The sequence below is a fragment of the Synechococcus sp. MIT S1220 genome, from assembly GCF_047303025.1.
GTDB lineage: Bacteria > Cyanobacteriota > Cyanobacteriia > PCC-6307 > Cyanobiaceae > Parasynechococcus.
The window spans coordinates 1,700,303-1,717,996 of the sequence record NZ_CP138939.1; the positions used below are offsets into that span (position 1 = coordinate 1,700,303).

Annotated in this window: 14 protein-coding genes and 1 tRNA gene; 3 read left to right on the top strand and 12 right to left on the bottom strand. The window is 42.6% G+C overall.

The genetic code is table 11. From position 1 onward, the window contains the following. On the bottom strand, positions 1-738 hold the full coding sequence (locus SIB64_RS08735) for a GAF domain-containing protein (RefSeq protein WP_413439857.1): 738 nt from the start codon (positions 736-738) through the stop codon (positions 1-3). A 42-nt stretch (positions 739-780) separates the two neighbouring features. After that, positions 781-999 (bottom strand): hypothetical protein, encoded by a 219-nt coding sequence (locus SIB64_RS08740; protein WP_413439858.1) that lies wholly within the window; start codon positions 997-999, stop codon positions 781-783. Positions 1,000-1,093: 94 nt separating this feature from the next. Between SIB64_RS08740 and SIB64_RS08745 the strand changes: the two genes are divergently transcribed. Next, a complete protein-coding gene (locus SIB64_RS08745; RefSeq protein ID WP_413439859.1) occupies positions 1,094-1,870 on the top strand; it encodes a transglycosylase SLT domain-containing protein in 777 nt (258 codons plus the stop codon). 102 nt (positions 1,871-1,972) lie between these two features. Here the strand turns inward: SIB64_RS08745 and SIB64_RS08750 are convergent, their stop codons facing one another. Beyond that, positions 1,973-2,233, bottom strand: a complete 261-nt coding sequence (locus SIB64_RS08750) for a hypothetical protein (protein WP_413439860.1) — start codon at positions 2,231-2,233, stop codon at positions 1,973-1,975. A 534-nt stretch (positions 2,234-2,767) separates the two neighbouring features. On the opposite strand from SIB64_RS08750, the gene SIB64_RS08755 reads away from it, so the two are divergent. Beyond that, positions 2,768-3,352, top strand: a complete 585-nt coding sequence (locus SIB64_RS08755; RefSeq protein ID WP_413439861.1) for a hypothetical protein — start codon at positions 2,768-2,770, stop codon at positions 3,350-3,352. Positions 3,353-3,511: 159 nt separating this feature from the next. Here the strand turns inward: SIB64_RS08755 and SIB64_RS08760 are convergent, their stop codons facing one another. From SIB64_RS08760 to SIB64_RS08770, 3 genes are all read right to left on the bottom strand, one after another. Beyond that, positions 3,512-3,664, bottom strand: coding sequence for a hypothetical protein (locus SIB64_RS08760; RefSeq protein ID WP_413439862.1), 153 nt, complete (start codon positions 3,662-3,664; stop codon positions 3,512-3,514). A 1,095-nt stretch (positions 3,665-4,759) separates the two neighbouring features. Next, complete coding sequence (locus SIB64_RS08765) at positions 4,760-5,035, bottom strand: hypothetical protein (protein WP_413439863.1); 276 nt, start codon at positions 5,033-5,035, stop codon at positions 4,760-4,762. A gap of 880 nt (positions 5,036-5,915) precedes the next feature. After that, positions 5,916-6,224: an AIR synthase gene (locus SIB64_RS08770; RefSeq protein WP_413439864.1), complete on the bottom strand. Its 309-nt coding sequence runs from the start codon at positions 6,222-6,224 to the stop codon at positions 5,916-5,918. Between the two features lie 407 nt (positions 6,225-6,631). On the opposite strand from SIB64_RS08770, the gene thiD reads away from it, so the two are divergent. Then, positions 6,632-7,438 (top strand): bifunctional hydroxymethylpyrimidine kinase/phosphomethylpyrimidine kinase, encoded by an 807-nt coding sequence (thiD, locus tag SIB64_RS08775; protein ID WP_413439865.1) that lies wholly within the window; start codon positions 6,632-6,634, stop codon positions 7,436-7,438. A 64-nt stretch (positions 7,439-7,502) separates the two neighbouring features. On the opposite strand, the gene SIB64_RS08780 is transcribed toward thiD, so the two are convergent. The 6 genes from SIB64_RS08780 to ftsH form a co-directional block, all read right to left on the bottom strand. Continuing rightward, a complete protein-coding gene (locus tag SIB64_RS08780; RefSeq protein ID WP_413439866.1) occupies positions 7,503-7,709 on the bottom strand; it encodes a hypothetical protein in 207 nt (68 codons plus the stop codon). 560 nt (positions 7,710-8,269) lie between these two features. Next, a complete protein-coding gene (locus SIB64_RS08785) occupies positions 8,270-12,589 on the bottom strand; it encodes a multicopper oxidase domain-containing protein (RefSeq protein ID WP_413439867.1) in 4,320 nt (1,439 codons plus the stop codon). Positions 12,590-13,269: 680 nt separating this feature from the next. After that, positions 13,270-13,342 (bottom strand) — tRNA-Ala (locus SIB64_RS08790). Between the two features lie 65 nt (positions 13,343-13,407). Then, positions 13,408-14,031 carry a transcriptional repressor LexA gene (gene lexA, locus SIB64_RS08795; protein WP_413439868.1) on the bottom strand — a complete coding sequence of 208 codons (624 nt, stop codon included), beginning with the start codon at positions 14,029-14,031 and terminating at the stop codon, positions 13,408-13,410. A gap of 633 nt (positions 14,032-14,664) precedes the next feature. Next, on the bottom strand, positions 14,665-15,612 hold the full coding sequence (argF, locus tag SIB64_RS08800; protein WP_413439869.1) for an ornithine carbamoyltransferase: 948 nt from the start codon (positions 15,610-15,612) through the stop codon (positions 14,665-14,667). Between the two features lie 172 nt (positions 15,613-15,784). Continuing rightward, positions 15,785-17,656, bottom strand: a complete 1,872-nt coding sequence (ftsH, locus tag SIB64_RS08805; RefSeq protein WP_413439870.1) for an ATP-dependent zinc metalloprotease FtsH — start codon at positions 17,654-17,656, stop codon at positions 15,785-15,787. Positions 17,657-17,694: the final 38 nt, after the last annotated feature.

Consider the following 17,694-nt stretch of genomic DNA (forward strand, 5'->3'; position numbering starts at 1 on the left):
TCAACTTTTTGAGGAACCCTCTTGCTTCCATACTTCTGCAACTTCAGGAAAATGTTCTTCCATGCAGGAATCGCAGATTCCATGACTGAAGCTCAAAGATGTACGTTGAGAAAGATATTGATCGAGATGCATCCATAAGCCACGATCATCTTTGGCTTTACGACAATAGGAACATGTGGAAATCATTCCATTGCGACTTTCGATTTGACTGACGGAGTCAAGCAATCGAATCGACCGTTTTCTTAATTCCAAGAAGGCCACGGCCTGCCTGGCCAAGGCTTCCATGATTTTGCATTGAGAAGCTGAGAGATCTCTTGGTTCTCGATCAATTACACATAACGTTCCAATGCGGTGATCCTCATGGTTCTGAAGAGGAAACCCAGCGTACAAACGGATTTTTGGATCACCTTTAACCAACGGGTTGTCCCTGAAGCGGTCGTCAGAGAGAGCATCTTGAACAATTAAAGGCTCAGGGCTAAGAATGGCGTGGGCGCAGAATGACCAATCTCTTGGTGTTTCATCTGCTTCCAAGCCGACGCGTGATTTGAACCATTGACGATCGGCATCAACAAGGCTGAGTAAAGCAATCGGCGTATGACATGTTTCTGATGCAATGGTTGTAATATCGTCATACGATTGCTCGGGAGTAGTCCCTAAAATCCGATACTCATGCAGAGCTTTTAGCCGTTCGGATTCGTTGTCAGCTATTGGGGCGGCTTTGATGAAAAGCAAAAGCATCTGATCAAATCTTACTTGAAATTGCGCAGAAATTTGAAAAGTTCAAATTTCATCAAGTAAAGTTTTGGCGTTAAGTTTTATTCTGTTTTGAAGCGAATCTCTATATGTTTGTGTATTTGAAAAGGGATTTTTCAGGCGGGCCAGCATTGTTGGCGCGTTTTGCTCTGTTTGATGACTATTTTTTTTGGTAGGAATGACAAAGGTGAGTTCAAAAGTACATCTTGTGCTTTCGAAAAAACAGTTTGACGTTGTTGTGTTCAAATAATCAAGATAAGTGCTATTAAAGTCTTTTAGGCAATCTGCGTTGGTACTTGCTTCAAAAGTTATAATTTTAACGACTCGCCGCAGATGCTTTATGGGTGTGTTTTCTAGTAAGCGGATTCAAAGAGGATTGCAATCGGCAGGATTTTCTGATGATTTAATCCCAGTTATGACTGCAATCACATTCGCAGAATCTGGAGGGAACCCCCGTGCTCATAACCATAATGTTTCTACTGGAGATAATAGCTATGGGTTATTGCAGATTAATATGATCAATGATATTGGGCGTGAGCGCCGGGAACATTTCTCACTCACTAGTAATCGTGATCTGTTTGATCCGTCTGTAAACTTTAAGGTTGCTAAGCAGATCTATGATCAGCAAGGATTGGATGCTTGGGGATCTTATCGAAACGGGTCCTACAAGCCGTTCTTCGATGAATCAACAACATGTTTGTTGCCTACCAATGAGTCAAGAAACTCGTTGAATAATTCTGAACGTTATAGTTTTGGCGTTCGGGATCTGCTTTTGAAGAAAACCGCTGATCGTAATTTGATATTTAGATTTGATCAGGAAAATGTCTCTTCTATTTTTTTTAATGACGAACATGAGGGTGATCTATTAATCAAACCAATTTCACTGAAAAAATTGTCCAAACAACTTCGACTTGCTTTGACCAACCAGCAGCCAGTCAATGCCTCCATCCAGTTTTGGAAATTAGAATTTAGCATGCACCTTTTTGATGTAGTTGATTTTTCTCGTAGGAAAGGTCGTCTATCACTCCAAGCTGAACTTCTAGATTCAGATCAACTTGATAGCCTTCTTATTTCTCAAGAACTTCATGACATTGGATTTATGATCGATATTGGTTGACGATAATTAAACCATTCTGTTGAAATTTAAATCCTATTTAAATTCTCATCCTACCTCAAAGATTGTTGGCTAGGCGGCATTGAATTGCGCTAAATTTATGAATTAAACTAAGCCAATAAGCACTAAGCTGTGGCTGGATTCAAGCTTTTCTAGTGCATTTAAATGGATTTTTATTGGATTTTCATTGTTTTGGACTGTATCTGGATTAATCATGATCATTGTTTTTGGATCGATTCTTACAGCATCATTCTCCCTTGGATCATGACCATTGCGCCATGGCGTAAAAAGAAGAAAATTTATTAACACCAATCCTGCCGTAACGATAACGGCAACAACCTGCTCGGTGATTTCTATCTTATGCATAGGATTTGATGGATCAAAGCGGTGGATTCACTGCGGAGGTTATTAATGCTTCGATTAAGTAGGATTGGTGAGGTTTTCGACGATAAAATGGAAAACCTATAAGGCAGTATAATGATATTAAAATAAAGTCTAGTCTGGCTCTTAAAATCGATACGCAAATCAAGGTTTGATGCCAAATGACGATGGATAACGTCTTGTTTTTATTTGTTTCATGTCATCATTTCCTGGTGAAACAAACAGACCTATGCATGGTAAGACGGTATGTTGAAGTCAATATTTTTGCCAAGAGTTGAATCATTCAAAAAATATGATGCTTTGCCTCCTTAGATTTTCGAGTTCGACTTCTTTTTCCTGATGACTTTTTTGGGTGTTATTGCCAAATCGCTGGCCTATTATGAATTTCGATGATCTAGAGCTTGTCTGTATTTGTCTTTAAAACCAACAAGCCTCTTGATTCGCTCAGGATCGTAATTGAATCTACCAGTGCATACCTCCAGGATGCACGGAATAGGGTTAAGCTTTTAGTAGAGGCACTTGTTATCTGACGCTCAAATTGTTTTGGAAATCATTAAAATGATAAACTCACTATTGATTGAGGCGCTTTCGTGGATATCCTTTTGTGTATTAGCCAAAAGGTTGGTGACAGACAAACCTGAAGTAGAACATCAAACTACGGCTCCGATGTGTTATTCCATTCTGACCGTAATGCTATTTTTTGTGGCTGTTGTTCTTCTAACTGCGGGACTGTTAGGTCAGCAAAGTTGGGCTGCTGAAAGCAAGTTGACCAAGGAATTTGAGTTGTGCATTGAAACAGCACCCTTTAAAGCGACAAACCGGATTAGCCAAAGTAAGCAACTTAATCCTGATGATCTACAGAAACATTTCGATGAATTTGACCAAATATTCCGAGAAACTGGCCTTCCTCCAATCTGGGATGGTGCAAAACTTGTTCCATGGAGAATTTATCACCAGGAATCAATCATGATCGCCCAAGCCTGTCACGAGAGCTTGGGTATCACACAACCGCAACAGCAACTTCGTGGCACTTACGCGAAACCTGTCTGGGATCCCCGTTCCGAGATCTGGATGGATCGATCAAGGGGACTTAGCACTCCATAAGGTGAAGCTTCCCTGAGTCACTTTCAGGTTAGGTTAGATAAAATTGTAATATGAAGGTATAACCAATCGGAATGGCGCCGATCGAAAAGTTTTGAGCTGCTGCGTCTTACGGCCGGGAGAGAAAGGATGGAGAGTCTTTTCGACACTTGCGCGTGGAGTTTATTCAGGCATTAGTTCGGAAATGTTTGGCATTGGATCAGGTTTGCCGTCAGCAATAGCCCTTGCTCGAAGGTAGAACCAACTCTCTGTGGCGCCAGCTGACTCCATATCAGTGGCAATTTTTGCCCAGTTCTCGATTTCGATGTTGTCCATGGTCCCTCAATGACTATCTAATTGTGCTTCCCGCCTCAATTCATCGTGGGTGCAGGAAGTGGGGATGACCGTCATATCTGCCAGGGCACGATGGATCAGTTACGCACCAGTTGGAGGGTCGTTCCACTATAAATTGGCATTCATCTCCGCAGTGAGATCCCTTCACCGTCTGCCATTCTGTTAAACGTCTTCGCTCCACTGGTTTGAACGTCCTACGGATCTTTGAAGCTTGCAGACATAAAAGAGACCATCTTCTCTATAAAGAAAGGATGACCTCACCGACCAGTTGAACATTCAGTACCCATCACATCTGGGCGCAGGGATGGCGACGTTTAGATCAGATGGTTGAATACTATTCATCCCTCATTGTCTCAACCCCCCGTCAAACCGAGAATTGAGTCTGATCAAATGAATCCTTTTTGAAGCATTCGTCGTTCGCGCATGGGGCCATGGCTCTAGATGTGGGGTGATGGTTTCCTGAGAGCACCTGGGACGGTGCAAATCGCAGTGTCCGATATTCTCATCTTACCGAGAACTTGATTGGACCAACCCACTTTTGGTGGAGACTGTTGGAGCAGGGGCAAGTTTGTCAGTTTGTGTCTCGTTCTTGCTGGGGTGGAGTGTCGGTCGTCATCGATGCCTCCGATTTCTGTAAGAACACTCTTGATGTTTTTGCCTGTAACGGCAATCAGCATTAAGGCTCATGGCCCATAGCGAATGAGAAATCCCAAAGGAATGAGTGCTTGGCTTCATATTGACCTGTACCTCAGGCTTAACCATGGATGCCAGTTCATGACACATCAGCATTGGTTGGCTACGTCGCTATTTGTCATTCAGCCAATAAAATCTTTTGTTTTTTGATTTGCATCTGTATAGTTAATTGACCTTATTTACGGCACACAAAATCACTAAGTAATGATTTTTTGCGCCGCAAATAAGCTTGGAAAAGGAGCAAAGAAATTTTTTTTAATATAAAATATAGTTCTTGTTTTGAAAGAGATCTTTTTATGCTCTGGTTTTTATTCAGTCAATTTGAGTTATCAATTGGATTGGATATGATAGGTAGCTTTTCATTGTGAACAAAATATTTAGTTCCTATTGTTTTCCAGTTGGTGGTTGCGCTCTGTAATCGTCAGCAACTACATCTAAAAGCCCTAATATGTACCTGTCACTGGCTTTAATGTTTCGCTGCAGTTTGGAAATCGATGATCTTATCTCCTCAATTGTTTCGTTGATATCCCCCTCAAGTTGCTCCTGAGTAGGCTTCCACTCTGGATATTGTCGAATTGAATTACTGCTTATCTTGTCAAGATAACCATTTGTATTGTTAAAATCATTTTGTGGTTGCACTGAACGCTTGATTGGCTTCATTTTCTTATTTAAAATAGAATTTTAAATGACATATTTGCCATTGCAGTTTTAAAAAGTATGTTTGATGGTACAAATGATGACAGGCAAATGTTCCTAGGGTTTGGGTTCAAAGCGTGTTGATTTGGTATACAAAGCTGAAAATTGCCATCAGGAATGCTCGCTTTTGTGATGATGCTTCTGTTTGATTGATTAGTCAAAGCACTTTTATGCTCCTAGAATTGTCAAAATAAATACAGATATGTCCTCTTTATTGCTATTTTTCTGATATAGGTCCTTTGTTTATGATCTGGGATATTGCAGAATTAGACCTGAAATTTTAATCGGCATGATGTCTAAGTTAAAGATGTAACTACATCCTAAAGATAAATGATAGCATCTTATGATTTTCTAGTTCCGTAGAGGTTGGCCTTGTAAATCTCAATTTTTTAGTTACCTTATCTAAGGTATCATTATCCATTCTTGAGCAATCTTGCGCGTGTCGTTTTTTGTTTCTCAGATAAAATCAATCTGCATTTTCTTGAGCAACAAAGCATTCTGGGGCTCTTTGCTTCGTAGTTGTCGCCACAAATGACGCATATTTTTATCGTCATGCAATTGATTGCAGAAAGTATAAATATAAAATTTACTATGGTTGACATTTATAGTCAAGTCATTCGTTTATCCATGATCAATGGTGTCAAAATCCTATGAATTGTGTTGTTGCTTGACGATCTAGAATGAAAGGAGATTCCTCACGAACTGCTGATGTTCTTGAGAATTGCATCGTGAATATTGAATTGCTTGTTTTTCTAGTTAATATGATAAGAATTTCGCCAATTGATTTCAATAAATCTGGAATAAATGATGGTTTTACCTTTTCTTTCTTAAGTCAAATCAACTCTTATTTGGTAAATAAGAAGCAATTCCCACATGGGTTGACACAAATTCTTTGCCCCGTAAAGCAAAAACCACCTCCAGAAAGATTTTCGCGATAACCAATTCTAATTCCAATAAATTGTGATATTTGGTTTGGTTGTGCGTAAAGTGTCACTCCCGATTCACGTGCAATAGCTGTTCCTAAATTTCTTCCAGGTTTAAATATAATTGTATAATCTGAGCATCCCCCGCTAACTATTTCTGCATACATTTCACCTGGTATTCCAGCTACAGCTGATTGCCTCATCAGTTCATGCGCTGCAGCACGACTCAAGTGGACGTTCAAAGTAATACCTAAAAAAGTAATTTATCGATATAACGGAGGCATTGCTCTATATTTATCACCCTAAGCTGTAATTAATGTTTTATGAAATAGCATTAAAAGCCCAGCTCTCTTGGTTGATTTAATTTATCTATTTTCTTGCTCTGAAATGTAGGTAACTTTTCTTGTGTTAAGCATGGATGTTGAGTAACAATTCTCATGTGGTTCATCTCATCTCTCCACACCATGCAACCTGCATCGAACCGTGGTGCTGTTTTTGGAAGTGGCTGCACAATGAGGTAGTCCATGACCATGCTTTTTGTGGAGAATGTTTAGCACCATATCTGGCTCTTGGCTGTCAGATATATACAAATGTATGTTTGATTTACCAAAGCATAGAATAGGAAAAAATTGTTTCGATGAAGATTGCAACTGCATTGGCGATTGGAGGCAGCGATTCAAGTGGTGGTGCTGGTATACAAGCGGATTTAAAAGCTTTCAATAATTCAAATGTCAATGGATGTTCGGTGATCACCTGTGCTACTGCTCAAAATACGACGGGTGTTACACATGTTGAGGCGTTAAGTATTTGCTCTATTGAGAGTCAATTAAATGCCATTCTTGATGATATTGAGATTGCATCTTTAAAGACTGGCATGCTTTTTAGCACGGAGATCATAGAGTTAATTTCATTTTATTTGGATCGCGTTAACGTTCCAAAGATTATTGACCCAGTTATGATTTCAAGGGCTGGTTCGCAACTGATTGACAGTAAGGCAGTCGATTCATATAAAAAATTTATACTACCAAAAGCATTTTTACTGACACCGAATATTTATGAAGCGTCTCTATTAAGCGAGATCAATATCACGTCAAAAAAAGATATCGAGCACTCTGCTAGAAAAATTCTGGAATTTGGCATGAATGCCATTGTCGTGAAATGTGGTGCGCTTGAGACTCTCTCAGGACAGGATTATTTTCTTGATAAAAGTGGTGATGAGTTTTGGCTTTCTGGTCAAAGAATTTATACCAAGCATACCCACGGAAGCGGCTGTACTTTTGCGGCTGCTATAACTGCTTGTCTTTCCAAGCAAATCGATCTTCAATGTTCAATCAAATTAGCAAAAGAATATGTTACTGAATGCATTCGACATTCACTCAATATTGGCCAAGGAGCTGGTCCGATCTGTCAATGGAAGGATGTTGTTTGCGATTATAAAATTTGATGGCTTTTTGAACTGTTATTGGATCTCTTGACCTTGAGTTTTTATGAGCTGTCACAAATTTTGCTCACTGGGGCTGACCATTGATTTGATCGATGACATTTATTTTTGCATTGAGTAAGCGACCAACCATCCTTGTTGTTTCTCCTTCGCCAATATTCATTTCGGCAATTTCATCGAACTTTGATTTAAATAGTATTTCAATTTCCTCGCTAAATCCTTTTAGAAATCTGTTGATTTTTTCCTTTTTTTCTGATCCATAAAGCCTGTTCATCGAATTAAATTCTCTGTTTATTGATCAGTTAACTCCACCCCAAGCTCGCGCTTGGTATTCATTGATGATGAGCTTTGTATCTATTGTTTAACTATGGAGCTTCGCATTGTTCATTTGCAACAGCGGTGGCATGTAAAGCCTGATCAAATAATAAAGGCGCTGAAGATCTTTGAATTCTGATGCTCGTAAACTCAGCTTGATTCTTGATTTTCGTATGAACTCCAACACACTGTTGTGACGGTATTTTTTGACTCTTCAAGATTATGGACGCTGTCTCTCGCTAATCCCCAAATGTGTAGCGGCTCACTATTGTATTGTCTTTGATAAAAACAGATCTACTATTCAATAATGTCAAAATTTTTGAATGACTATTGTGAAGTGTTGGTTATTGCATGAATTAATTGATTGATTAGCATTTCTCACAGTCTGTCTTTTCGATGTCGACACAGTGGTGCAAAATCTGCAGCTTTTATCGATTATGTTGCAATATTATGCATTCAAGGCAGTGAAAAGTACATGTTTTTAAATATACTTTTAGATCATTTTGAAATCGATATGGCTCAGAAAAAACCAGTCTTAGATACGTTGCCGGCATTAAAAATATCAGTTGAAAAGTCAATATAATCATCCAACCCTTTTTCCGATTCAGCCCATGAAGCAATCTTTGCCACTGAATCCAACTCTCTATTCAATACATCAAAACGTTTATGATCTCTACGCATTCCCTGGCCAAACGATCCGTCGAGTGCCGCGCTAGTACCCCACTGAAGTTGATTCCATTGACTTGCCGATGATAATAATCCGACGCGATATTGATCCTTTTTTGATGTGGATTGAAGGATAGACAGAGGTAAGTATTGTGGATCCAATCCATTGCTTACCTCATCCTCCCATTCTTGAATTTCCTTGCTTCGTGGTGCACGTCTATACAATTCTGACATTGTTCTAGTAACAATATCGCTGGTAGATAGAGCCTCAAGATCACCGCCATATTGATTGATCACCTGCTCTGAAATCAGTTTGTCAGACAAGAATTCATCCACTAGATCTTTGGGATTGCCACCTTTTCCTAGAATCAAAGCTGAATTCTTTGCTGCATAGGAAGGAGCCATTGTTTCACCCGTATAACTATAATAAGCTAAATTCGTCATATTTAAGCGCTCATGAGATTCCTTTTTTGAATAAGTGGAGTCTAGACTTGTATTAATAATTCCATCAATATCTTTTTCATTAACTTCATTGACTTGAGAGATGTCAATGATGAGCTGCTGGGCCGTGTTATATATTTTATCGCTTGTAGAGCTGTTCCCATTCGCTGAGTTGCCCTGAGCTATTGCAAGATGGTCATCAAGGAGTAACGCCCCATTCGCAAGTGAGCCAGCAATTACGGGACTTGCGACTGAAGTGCCGTTGGAGAGTTTATGTTTTTCAGCAACTGTAAGTGGGAATAACTTTTCATTTAAATTGTGAATGCTTACCCCTTGTTCAGAGGAATTCATGTTTTGGTCCTCTGGGTTAGAAGACGCAATAAAGTGACCCGCCTGAAGCTGTAAAGTATATTGATAATTCTCATCGTCTTTTGATGTTGATAGGACAATATTTTCTAGTGCTGATTGTGCATAGCTACTAAATCCAGAGGAGAGTATGATCTGTTCAGAGTCTTTAAGATTTTCATCCTGGATGATTGCATCAGCAAGAATATTTTCATTGGGTAGGTATCCTCCCTCAACTCTTCCTGTCTGGTGAGTTAGTGCCAGTGCGGCTCCATCAAGAACTACAACACGAACCCCATTGGTAACAACGTAAGAGATGGCTATATCTTGGAAGTTATCAAGATTTACATCGGCTATTGCGACGCTTAACTGTTTGATATCTAGTTGCGAAATAGGCGCAACAGATTTCTTTTCATCTTGACTATCTTGAATATTCACGTTTTCAAATGGCTTGAATTCAAAAGCTTTTATCCATGCGTTACTGTCATTTTCAGAATCCCAGGCCTTAAGCTGTAATTCTTCTAAGTTGATCCCATTTTTTTGATTTTGATTAAATCCTGCTGTCAAAAGATCTCGTAGACCGTCTCCATCAAAATCTTCTAAAAATGCCCATGGGGCATCACTTGATTTGTGCGGCGAGAAGTTTGTTAATTGAGAAGTCCTCCCCTCTCGCAGAGCTGCACCGTCAAGTATTTGAACCGAGCCACTGTCATTATTGGAGGTTGAAGACAGGATAATATCCTGTACGTAATCAGAGGTAACATCGCCCACCTGCGCACGCCTGACGAGTGATGCATCACTATCAAGATTAATCGATAACGGTTTCATTGTTCTTGCCTGATATGCTTGAATATTTCCTTTTTTGATGTTTAAGTTTTCTACGGGAATTAACCAGCTTGAATCAGTATTTTCTACAACAGTGATCACCTGCATCATACCAGCATCTTCATGAGGGATCATGTGACAATGCATCACATATGTCCCCAAATAATCCTGGAAAATCATACGAACTTTCTGATCATTGGCTCCATATGTTACCAATTTATCAAATACATCACTGTTTTCAGAATACGCTTCTTTTATCTTGTGGAGCCTTCCATTTAAAGGTTCATTAGTCACAAGCTCCCACTCATTTGTGTCTGGATTAATTTTTTTGTAATAATAGCCACTCGAATTTAAAGAAGTAACATCTTCTAAATTCCTTTTATTACTTAGTTCTGAGTCACTGTTCTTTACTTGATAATCATTAATATGAATATGAAAAGGGTGTCCCACATATTTGATCGAACCTTCAAGGGTTGAGCTCCAATTTCGCAGCTTCCATTCCTCCATCGTTCCGAGTTGGGCAATGATTAAATTGCCGTTAGGAAAAACATGGTCGTTAATTAAGAAAGGCAGGCCAGGATATGCTCCCAACCAGGCTTCATTGGCTTTAACTGATGGAAGTAATTGATATTTTTGGTAGGGTGAATCTGGATTGGCTGAATCATATTTTGCAATCGCTTCTTGTGTTGCAGCATCTCTTTCATTAACTGGTCCGACCAATGTAGCTATGCTCCAGTCGAATTTACGTTTGCGAAGAGCTTGCCAATCTTTATTAAATAAGTTGACCGATGGTATTTTCTCTAAATCATATTCATCTGCTGTCGTCAATGGAGTGATCTCTTGGACATCAATGAGCTCGTTCGAAACTGCGACGTCTTGATCTAATTTGCTCTCCTTGGGCAATTTCCCAGAACCCTTAACATTAAATACTGCAAGGGGGCCTGGCCCTCCAGCCCCATTCGTTATATCTTGATTTTTAGAAGTGAGGTCAGGGTATTCTCCTACAATATCATAATTTGAAATCTTGTATGATAGTCCATCTTCCTTTGTGAATGAATATACTGATGCTATTTCAGTTTTGCCATGAGGTAAATATGTTAGAAGATCGATTCTTTTTCCAGGTGGTAATGCGACCAAATTTTCAGCTTTGCTATAAGGATTAGCACTATTGTTATCCGCCATACCAAGAGCCCCAACCGCTTTCCGTATTTGAGGATATTGATGTCCGTCTTCTCCATATATATACATTGGTAAGTTCGAAGTCTTACCAGAATCATCGGTATGAATCAGTCTAATATTGTAATAAGCATCATTGTCTTGGTTGCTTAAGCTGACAGCTTGCCAACCTGTGTTGTCTACATCAACATTAGGCTGAAAAGTCCCGTTTACCGTGGGCATTGCTACTGACTGAGTAACAGAGCCTAAAATATCGTAGCCTGTAAGCACTAAATCTCCTGATCTTTCCTCAGGGATTACATTGATTGATTTGATAACAGCTAGGTTTCTTGGAACTTTATTAAAACCAGGTATTTTGCTTAGTGGGTCCCCTATCTGAAGAAATCCAGAGGCACCACCATAAAGTTGCTGATTTACTGCTGGATGGTAATGAGGATGGTACCAATATGAGCCCATCCCGTGATCGCCGGGAATCTTAATCTTGGTTGTCCATTCTTGGCCCGTTGTATATCTAGAAACCACATTGTCTGCGAATCCACCTGGATGTACATGTGCTCCGTGCAGATGGTAATTTGTTGATGTTGCTCCTCCATGGCCAACTCCCCCTGTTAGGCTTGGTAGTGAATTTGTAATCAATGTCGCTTCCTGTGTCTGTTCCTCCGTAAGACCAGGTATTTCAATATTGTTCGAGAATTCAATGGCTAATTCTTCTCCTGGCTCTAGCATCATCACTGGGCCCGGATAACTTGTTCCTTCGCCAGGGATTTTGTACGTGTAGAGAATTGACGGATGCCAATAATCTGCGTTATCTTCGCTTGTCGAATCTGAGCTTGCTGTTAAAGCGTGATTGTGATGTTGATGGGCGGCATCCTCGGAATTTATATTCTCGAGCAACGAGTCTTTATCAAAATTTGATTTTACATTTGTTGTGTTTTCATAATTTTTCCATCGTTTCTCGGGTTGATAATTCTCGGCTTTTTGGATGTCTGAATAGATTTCGTCTTCACTTGTCCCTGGCGCATTCCAAAAGCTGGTATTTGTTGAACTATTTTCATAGCCTGGTCCTATGTATCCTATTTGATTTAATGTATACATGCTTTCATTTCGTGATTTCTTGGTCCAATTCCCCACAGCAGCTTCTTTGATTTGATTGAATAATGATGTATTATTCTCGGTATCTTTTAATTGTGGGATTAACCATTTGTTGAGGAAGAGGTCAGTCCCCGGAATGTTAATAGGTTCTGATGTGATCGACAGCTTGACATTCAAATCATCGGATGTTGTATTCTTGCGGCTTTTAATGATTTTATCCCCATTGTGATCAATTACTTCAAGGCTTTTGGAGAGTACTAGATTTAGGTCGCCATTCTTCTTGCGTGGGAACAATGGACCAACATGGTATTGAGTGGTTGACATTTAATAAATTTATTTTCTAACATTTTAAGTGCCTTGTGAGTTGTGTCCACTCTGTATGAAGGCGCTGACAGATTGTTGAAGTTGTCTTGAGATTTTGCCGTCCCGATTAAGATTTTTATTTTTTTATGAGATTTTTGCTAATTGATTGCTGTCTGCACGGCGTCGTCAATGCTGGTGAAGCGACTTGCATTGGATTTTAATGAGTATAAGACTTTAATTGTTCTTGGCGTGAACCAATGTCCTTGCCTTAATGTTTTTAGTCGTTGCATTCTTGTTTATGCCTTTAGATTTTATTGTAGGTTTTATCTTAGCTCGATTTTTAACGATATTAGTTTATTTATTTAGGTTCTGGGTGAAATTATAGTTATCCTTTTGGCCCAAATTTGTTGGATTTGGCTTGATTGCTATTGGGGATTTAAGTGCTTAATAGCTTGTCAGCTTCCGAATTTGTTGAGGTGCAATTCGAGAGCAATGGCTTTCACCTTAATGTATTTCTTGTAGTACTTCAAGATTGAACATTGTGCGGCTGTAATTGCTTCGTCCGACAGTACGAACGGATGGCCAATTAGTACAGTGTTCTTGATTTGATGAAGGTCTGGTTTTTGCTCAGATGGACCTAGTCCACCGTATGCAGGTGGTTTAGATCTCGATGGAGCCAAGGAGACTCGAACTCCTGACCCCCTGCATGCCATGCAGGTGCTCTACCAGCTGAGCTATGGCCCCAAAAACATCGGTGATGCCCTCAGGCTCGTGCCGCTGTTCGTAGTGGAGTATACACCTTCAGAGCGTCAAACCTGCCGCCACACGGCGACAAGTTGGCCTTGCACCTGCACCTGTTCGCCTGGGATCACTAATGGTTCATAGGCTTCATTCGCTGCGACCAGACGCACCATGGCGCCGTCCCGGAAAAAATGTTTCAAGGTGGTGCCGCTTCCGGCAACCAATGCGCTGACGACTGTTCCTTCCTTCAATCGTGATGGTTCAACAACGGGCTGCATCAGCACGACATCGCCATCGGCAATGTGTGCATCCACCATGGAATCTCCGTTGACGGTCAGCGCGAACAATCCCCGTGTTTCGAGCACTTGGCTTAAGTCAAGCCTTTCCTCGATGTCGCTGTAGGTTTCAACCAAGCCACCTGCTGCCACTGCCCCCAGGACAGGAACCCCTTTGCTGGTTCCCAGCTCACCCAGCAATTGAAGGGTTCTTGCCTGACCTTCCTTCCAGGTGATCCAGCCTTTTTGCTGCAGATGTCGCAGTCTGCTTTGCACGGGCGCTGGAGAACGCAACCCCATCGCTTGCATCATCTGTCGAATGGATGGGCTGTGATGGTGTAGACCGATGTAATCCGCCAGCCAGTCGTACAGCTCTTGCTGTGCAGGTGTTAGTGCACTCGGTTTGTTGCCTGGCATTGAAATCTAAGCCAACAATACATTTGTACCCCTTTATTGGCTTTGTTGCAAGCAATTCGTTGGTCGGTTGGTTCGTCAGGCCTAGACGGTGTCTGTGGTCTTGCCCTTTCCCTCTTCTCTTTTGTATCCCTGTTTGAAATGGGCAGCTGTTTCGGTTGTTGTGTGTGTGTTCTGCTTTGGATGCTGAATGGGCTGGGGATAGGTTGATGCGCTGATGCCAGATCTCTTCCTCCCATTTTCATTGTGGCTGATCAGTTGTAGCGGGTGACTTTGTTTAATGCATGTGGAGTTGGTTCGAGCGCGTCTTTCTTGGTAAGTTTTTTGAACTATTGTGTGTATTTTGATCTTCGTATGTTTCTGTCTTCTTCTTTTTGTGTTTGCAATTTTATCTAGGGTTAATGTTATTCCATAGTTGCTGACGACCTTATTCAGGCAAGAGCTTCACTGCGCTTTGGTCGCTTGAGAACTCCAGTATCTTTCATTCATGGGATTTTTGATCAGCGTCTGTTGATCAAGGCGTAAATTTGCCTCGTGGCTTCAAGTTAAGAATTTAACTGCTTTTTTTGTATTGTTCCTGTCTAGCAAAGAGTATTTTGCTTCGAATTCACTCCTTTAATGCTTTGGCTCAGTTTTTCAAAGTCCTCCCATAACAGCAGCGAGTAAGGCTTGCTGAACGTGCAAACGATTTTCAGCTTGATCAAAAATCCGGCTCTGTGGGCCTTCCATCACTTCTGCGCTGATTTCCTCTCCTCGATGGGCGGGGAGACAATGCAAAACAATTGCATCCGATGCAGCTTGATTGAGCAGTGTCTGATTCACACAGAACTCTGCGAATGCAGCTGCTCGTTGTTGCTGTTCCTCCTCTTGTCCCATGGACGCCCAGACATCGGTGTAAACCGCCTGCGCACCCTTCACTGCTTCAAAGGGATCGTTGGTGACATCAACGCTTGTTCCCTCCGGTGCGATTTTTCTCGCCTGTTCGAGGATTCCATTGAGCGGTTCAAACCCCTGTGGACATGCAATCTTGATGTTCACCCCGAGTAGAGCGCCACACAACATCAATGAATGCGCCACATTGTTTCCGTCCCCGACATACGCCAGGGTATGGCCGCTCAGCTCTCCATGTTCCTCCTTCATGGTCATGAAGTCGGCAAGAGCCTGACAGGGATGTTCGAGGTCTGTTAGAGCATTAATCACGGGCACATCTGACCAGAACGCGTAATCAACAATTTCCTGCTGGGCAAACGTACGAACCGCCAACACATCGCAATATCGACTCAGAACCCTTGCTGTGTCTTCGAGCGGTTCTCCGCGTCCCAGCTGGGTCACGCTTGGATGTAGATCAACCGTTTGTCCCCCCAGGTGAGCCATGGCCACCTGGAAACTGACACGAGTTCTCGTGGATGCCTTACTGAAGATCAGACCCAGGACACGGTTTCCCAGATCAATCCGCCGCTCACCTGATTTGAGTTGCTGAGCCAGCCCGATCAAAGCAGTGGTCTCATCCGTCGAGCAATCAGCGGAAGAGAGATAATCACGTCCTCTCAGCGCGGTGAGAGCTGCAGCTACGCCCAGTGTCATACCTATGTGTCAAAAGGGTCTTGTTATGCAACAAAGGCTGGCATGTCATGCAATCAGCGCAGATGTCCTGGAGATCGCCCTCCGAAGTGGCTGGCTTTCCGAGTGTTGGATTCTGTGTTCGATTCACCCGTGTTGAAGGTTGAGAGCCGCCTTTCGGCGGCTCCAGCCATGTTCAGGCAGCGACTCCTTGGGGAAGCACACTTGCATCGAGCATTTGCTTCAGGTCATCACCCTCAATCACCTCTTTTTCAAGAATTTTCTGAGCAATGGTTTCAAGCAACGCCATGTTCTGCCTCAAAATCGCCAGTGCGTCGTCATGGGCCTTATCGACGAGGCCACGCACCTCATGATCGATGGCCTGGGCCGTTGCATCACTCACCGAACGTCTGGGATTGTTGCCCTGACCCAGAAAGCGATTGCCACCTTGTTTGTCATAGGCCAGTGGTCCCAAGGTGTCGCTCATCCCGTAGGTGCCCACCATCTGTTCCGCCAGATCGGTGGCGCGTTGAAGGTCGTTGGCTGCACCGGTTGTAATTTTCCCGAACACGATTTCTTCGGCTGATCGACCGCCCAGAAGTGTCGCGATCTGTCCCTGTAGCTCTTCCTTCGAATTCAAGAAGCGTTCTTCAGTCGGCAACTGCAGGGTGTAGCCAAGCGCACTCATCCCCCGGGGAACGATCGAGATTTTGGCAACCTTGCTCCCACCTGGCATCAGGTGACCAACGATTGCATGTCCAACCTCGTGATAAGCGACCACCTTCTTTTCATCGTCTTGTAGGACGCGACTCTTCTTCTCAAGCCCCGCAACAACACGCTCGATCGCCTCGCTTAGATCCTGCTGTTCAACTTTGGTCCTTTGGTTCCGTGCCGCCAGCAGTGCCGCTTCGTTCACAAGATTGGCAAGGTCAGCCCCAGCGAATCCGCTGGTGGCCTGAGCCACGCTGTCGAGATCGACGGCCTCGGCAAGTTTGACCTTCTTGGCATAGATCTGAAGGATCGTTTTGCGACCTGAAAGATCAGGACGGTCGACCAGCACCTGACGGTCAAATCGGCCCGGTCTCAGCAGCGCTGCATCGAGAACTTCCGGTTGGTTGGTTGCTGCGAGGACAATGACGGGTTTGTCTTGTGCTGTGAAACCATCCATTTCCGTCAGCAACTGATTCAAGGTTTGCTCCCGTTCATCGTTTCCTCCAACCACCCCCATGGAGCCGGAACGACTTTTTCCAATGGCATCAAGTTCATCGATAAAGATGATGCAAGGTGCTTTCTTTTTCGCTTCCTCGAATAAATCACGCACCCGTGCAGCACCTGCACCGACAAAAAGCTCAACGAACTCAGAGCCGGAGATAATGAAAAATGGAACTTCTGCTTCTCCTGCCACGGCTTTGGACAACAAGGTTTTGCCTGTGCCTGGTGGACCAACCAGCAAGACTCCCTTTGGTATTCGGGCCCCTATCTCTGCATAACGTTCTGGTTTTTTTAGAAAGTCGACGATTTCGGTTAATTCTTGCTTCGCTTCATCCACTCCAGCTACATCAGAGAAGGTGACTCTCGATTCTTCATCTGGAACGTAAACCTTGGCTTTGCTTTTGGTGAAACTGAGAGCTCCTTGAGCTCCACCTCCCATCGATCGGCGAGCAAAAAATTGGAGGACAAGTATAAAGATCAGTGGTGGTACAACCCAGCTGAGAATGGTGGTGAAAATATTGGGTTTCTTCGGGGGAGCAGCTGCGAATTCAACACCCTTGTTCTCCAGACGCTGAGGCAGATCCATGTCAAAGATTGGCGTCGTTGCCAATACAGGTGGTGAGCCCTCTTCCGGTTCAGCCAGTTCGTAGCGAATTTGTTCCTGGGTGATGTAAGCGCGTTTGACGACCCCATCGTTCACCTGGTCGATGAATAGGGAATAGGGAACCCTTGGCACTTGGTTGGCGGGGTTGGGAATGAAACTGCTGACAAGCAACAACACCCCGAAGGCGATCAACACGATGTTGATGATTCCGAATCGTCGATTCGGGCGATTGTCATCCTGTCGGATCGGCATGGATCGGAGCCTGAATCCACTCACGCTACGAGGGATCA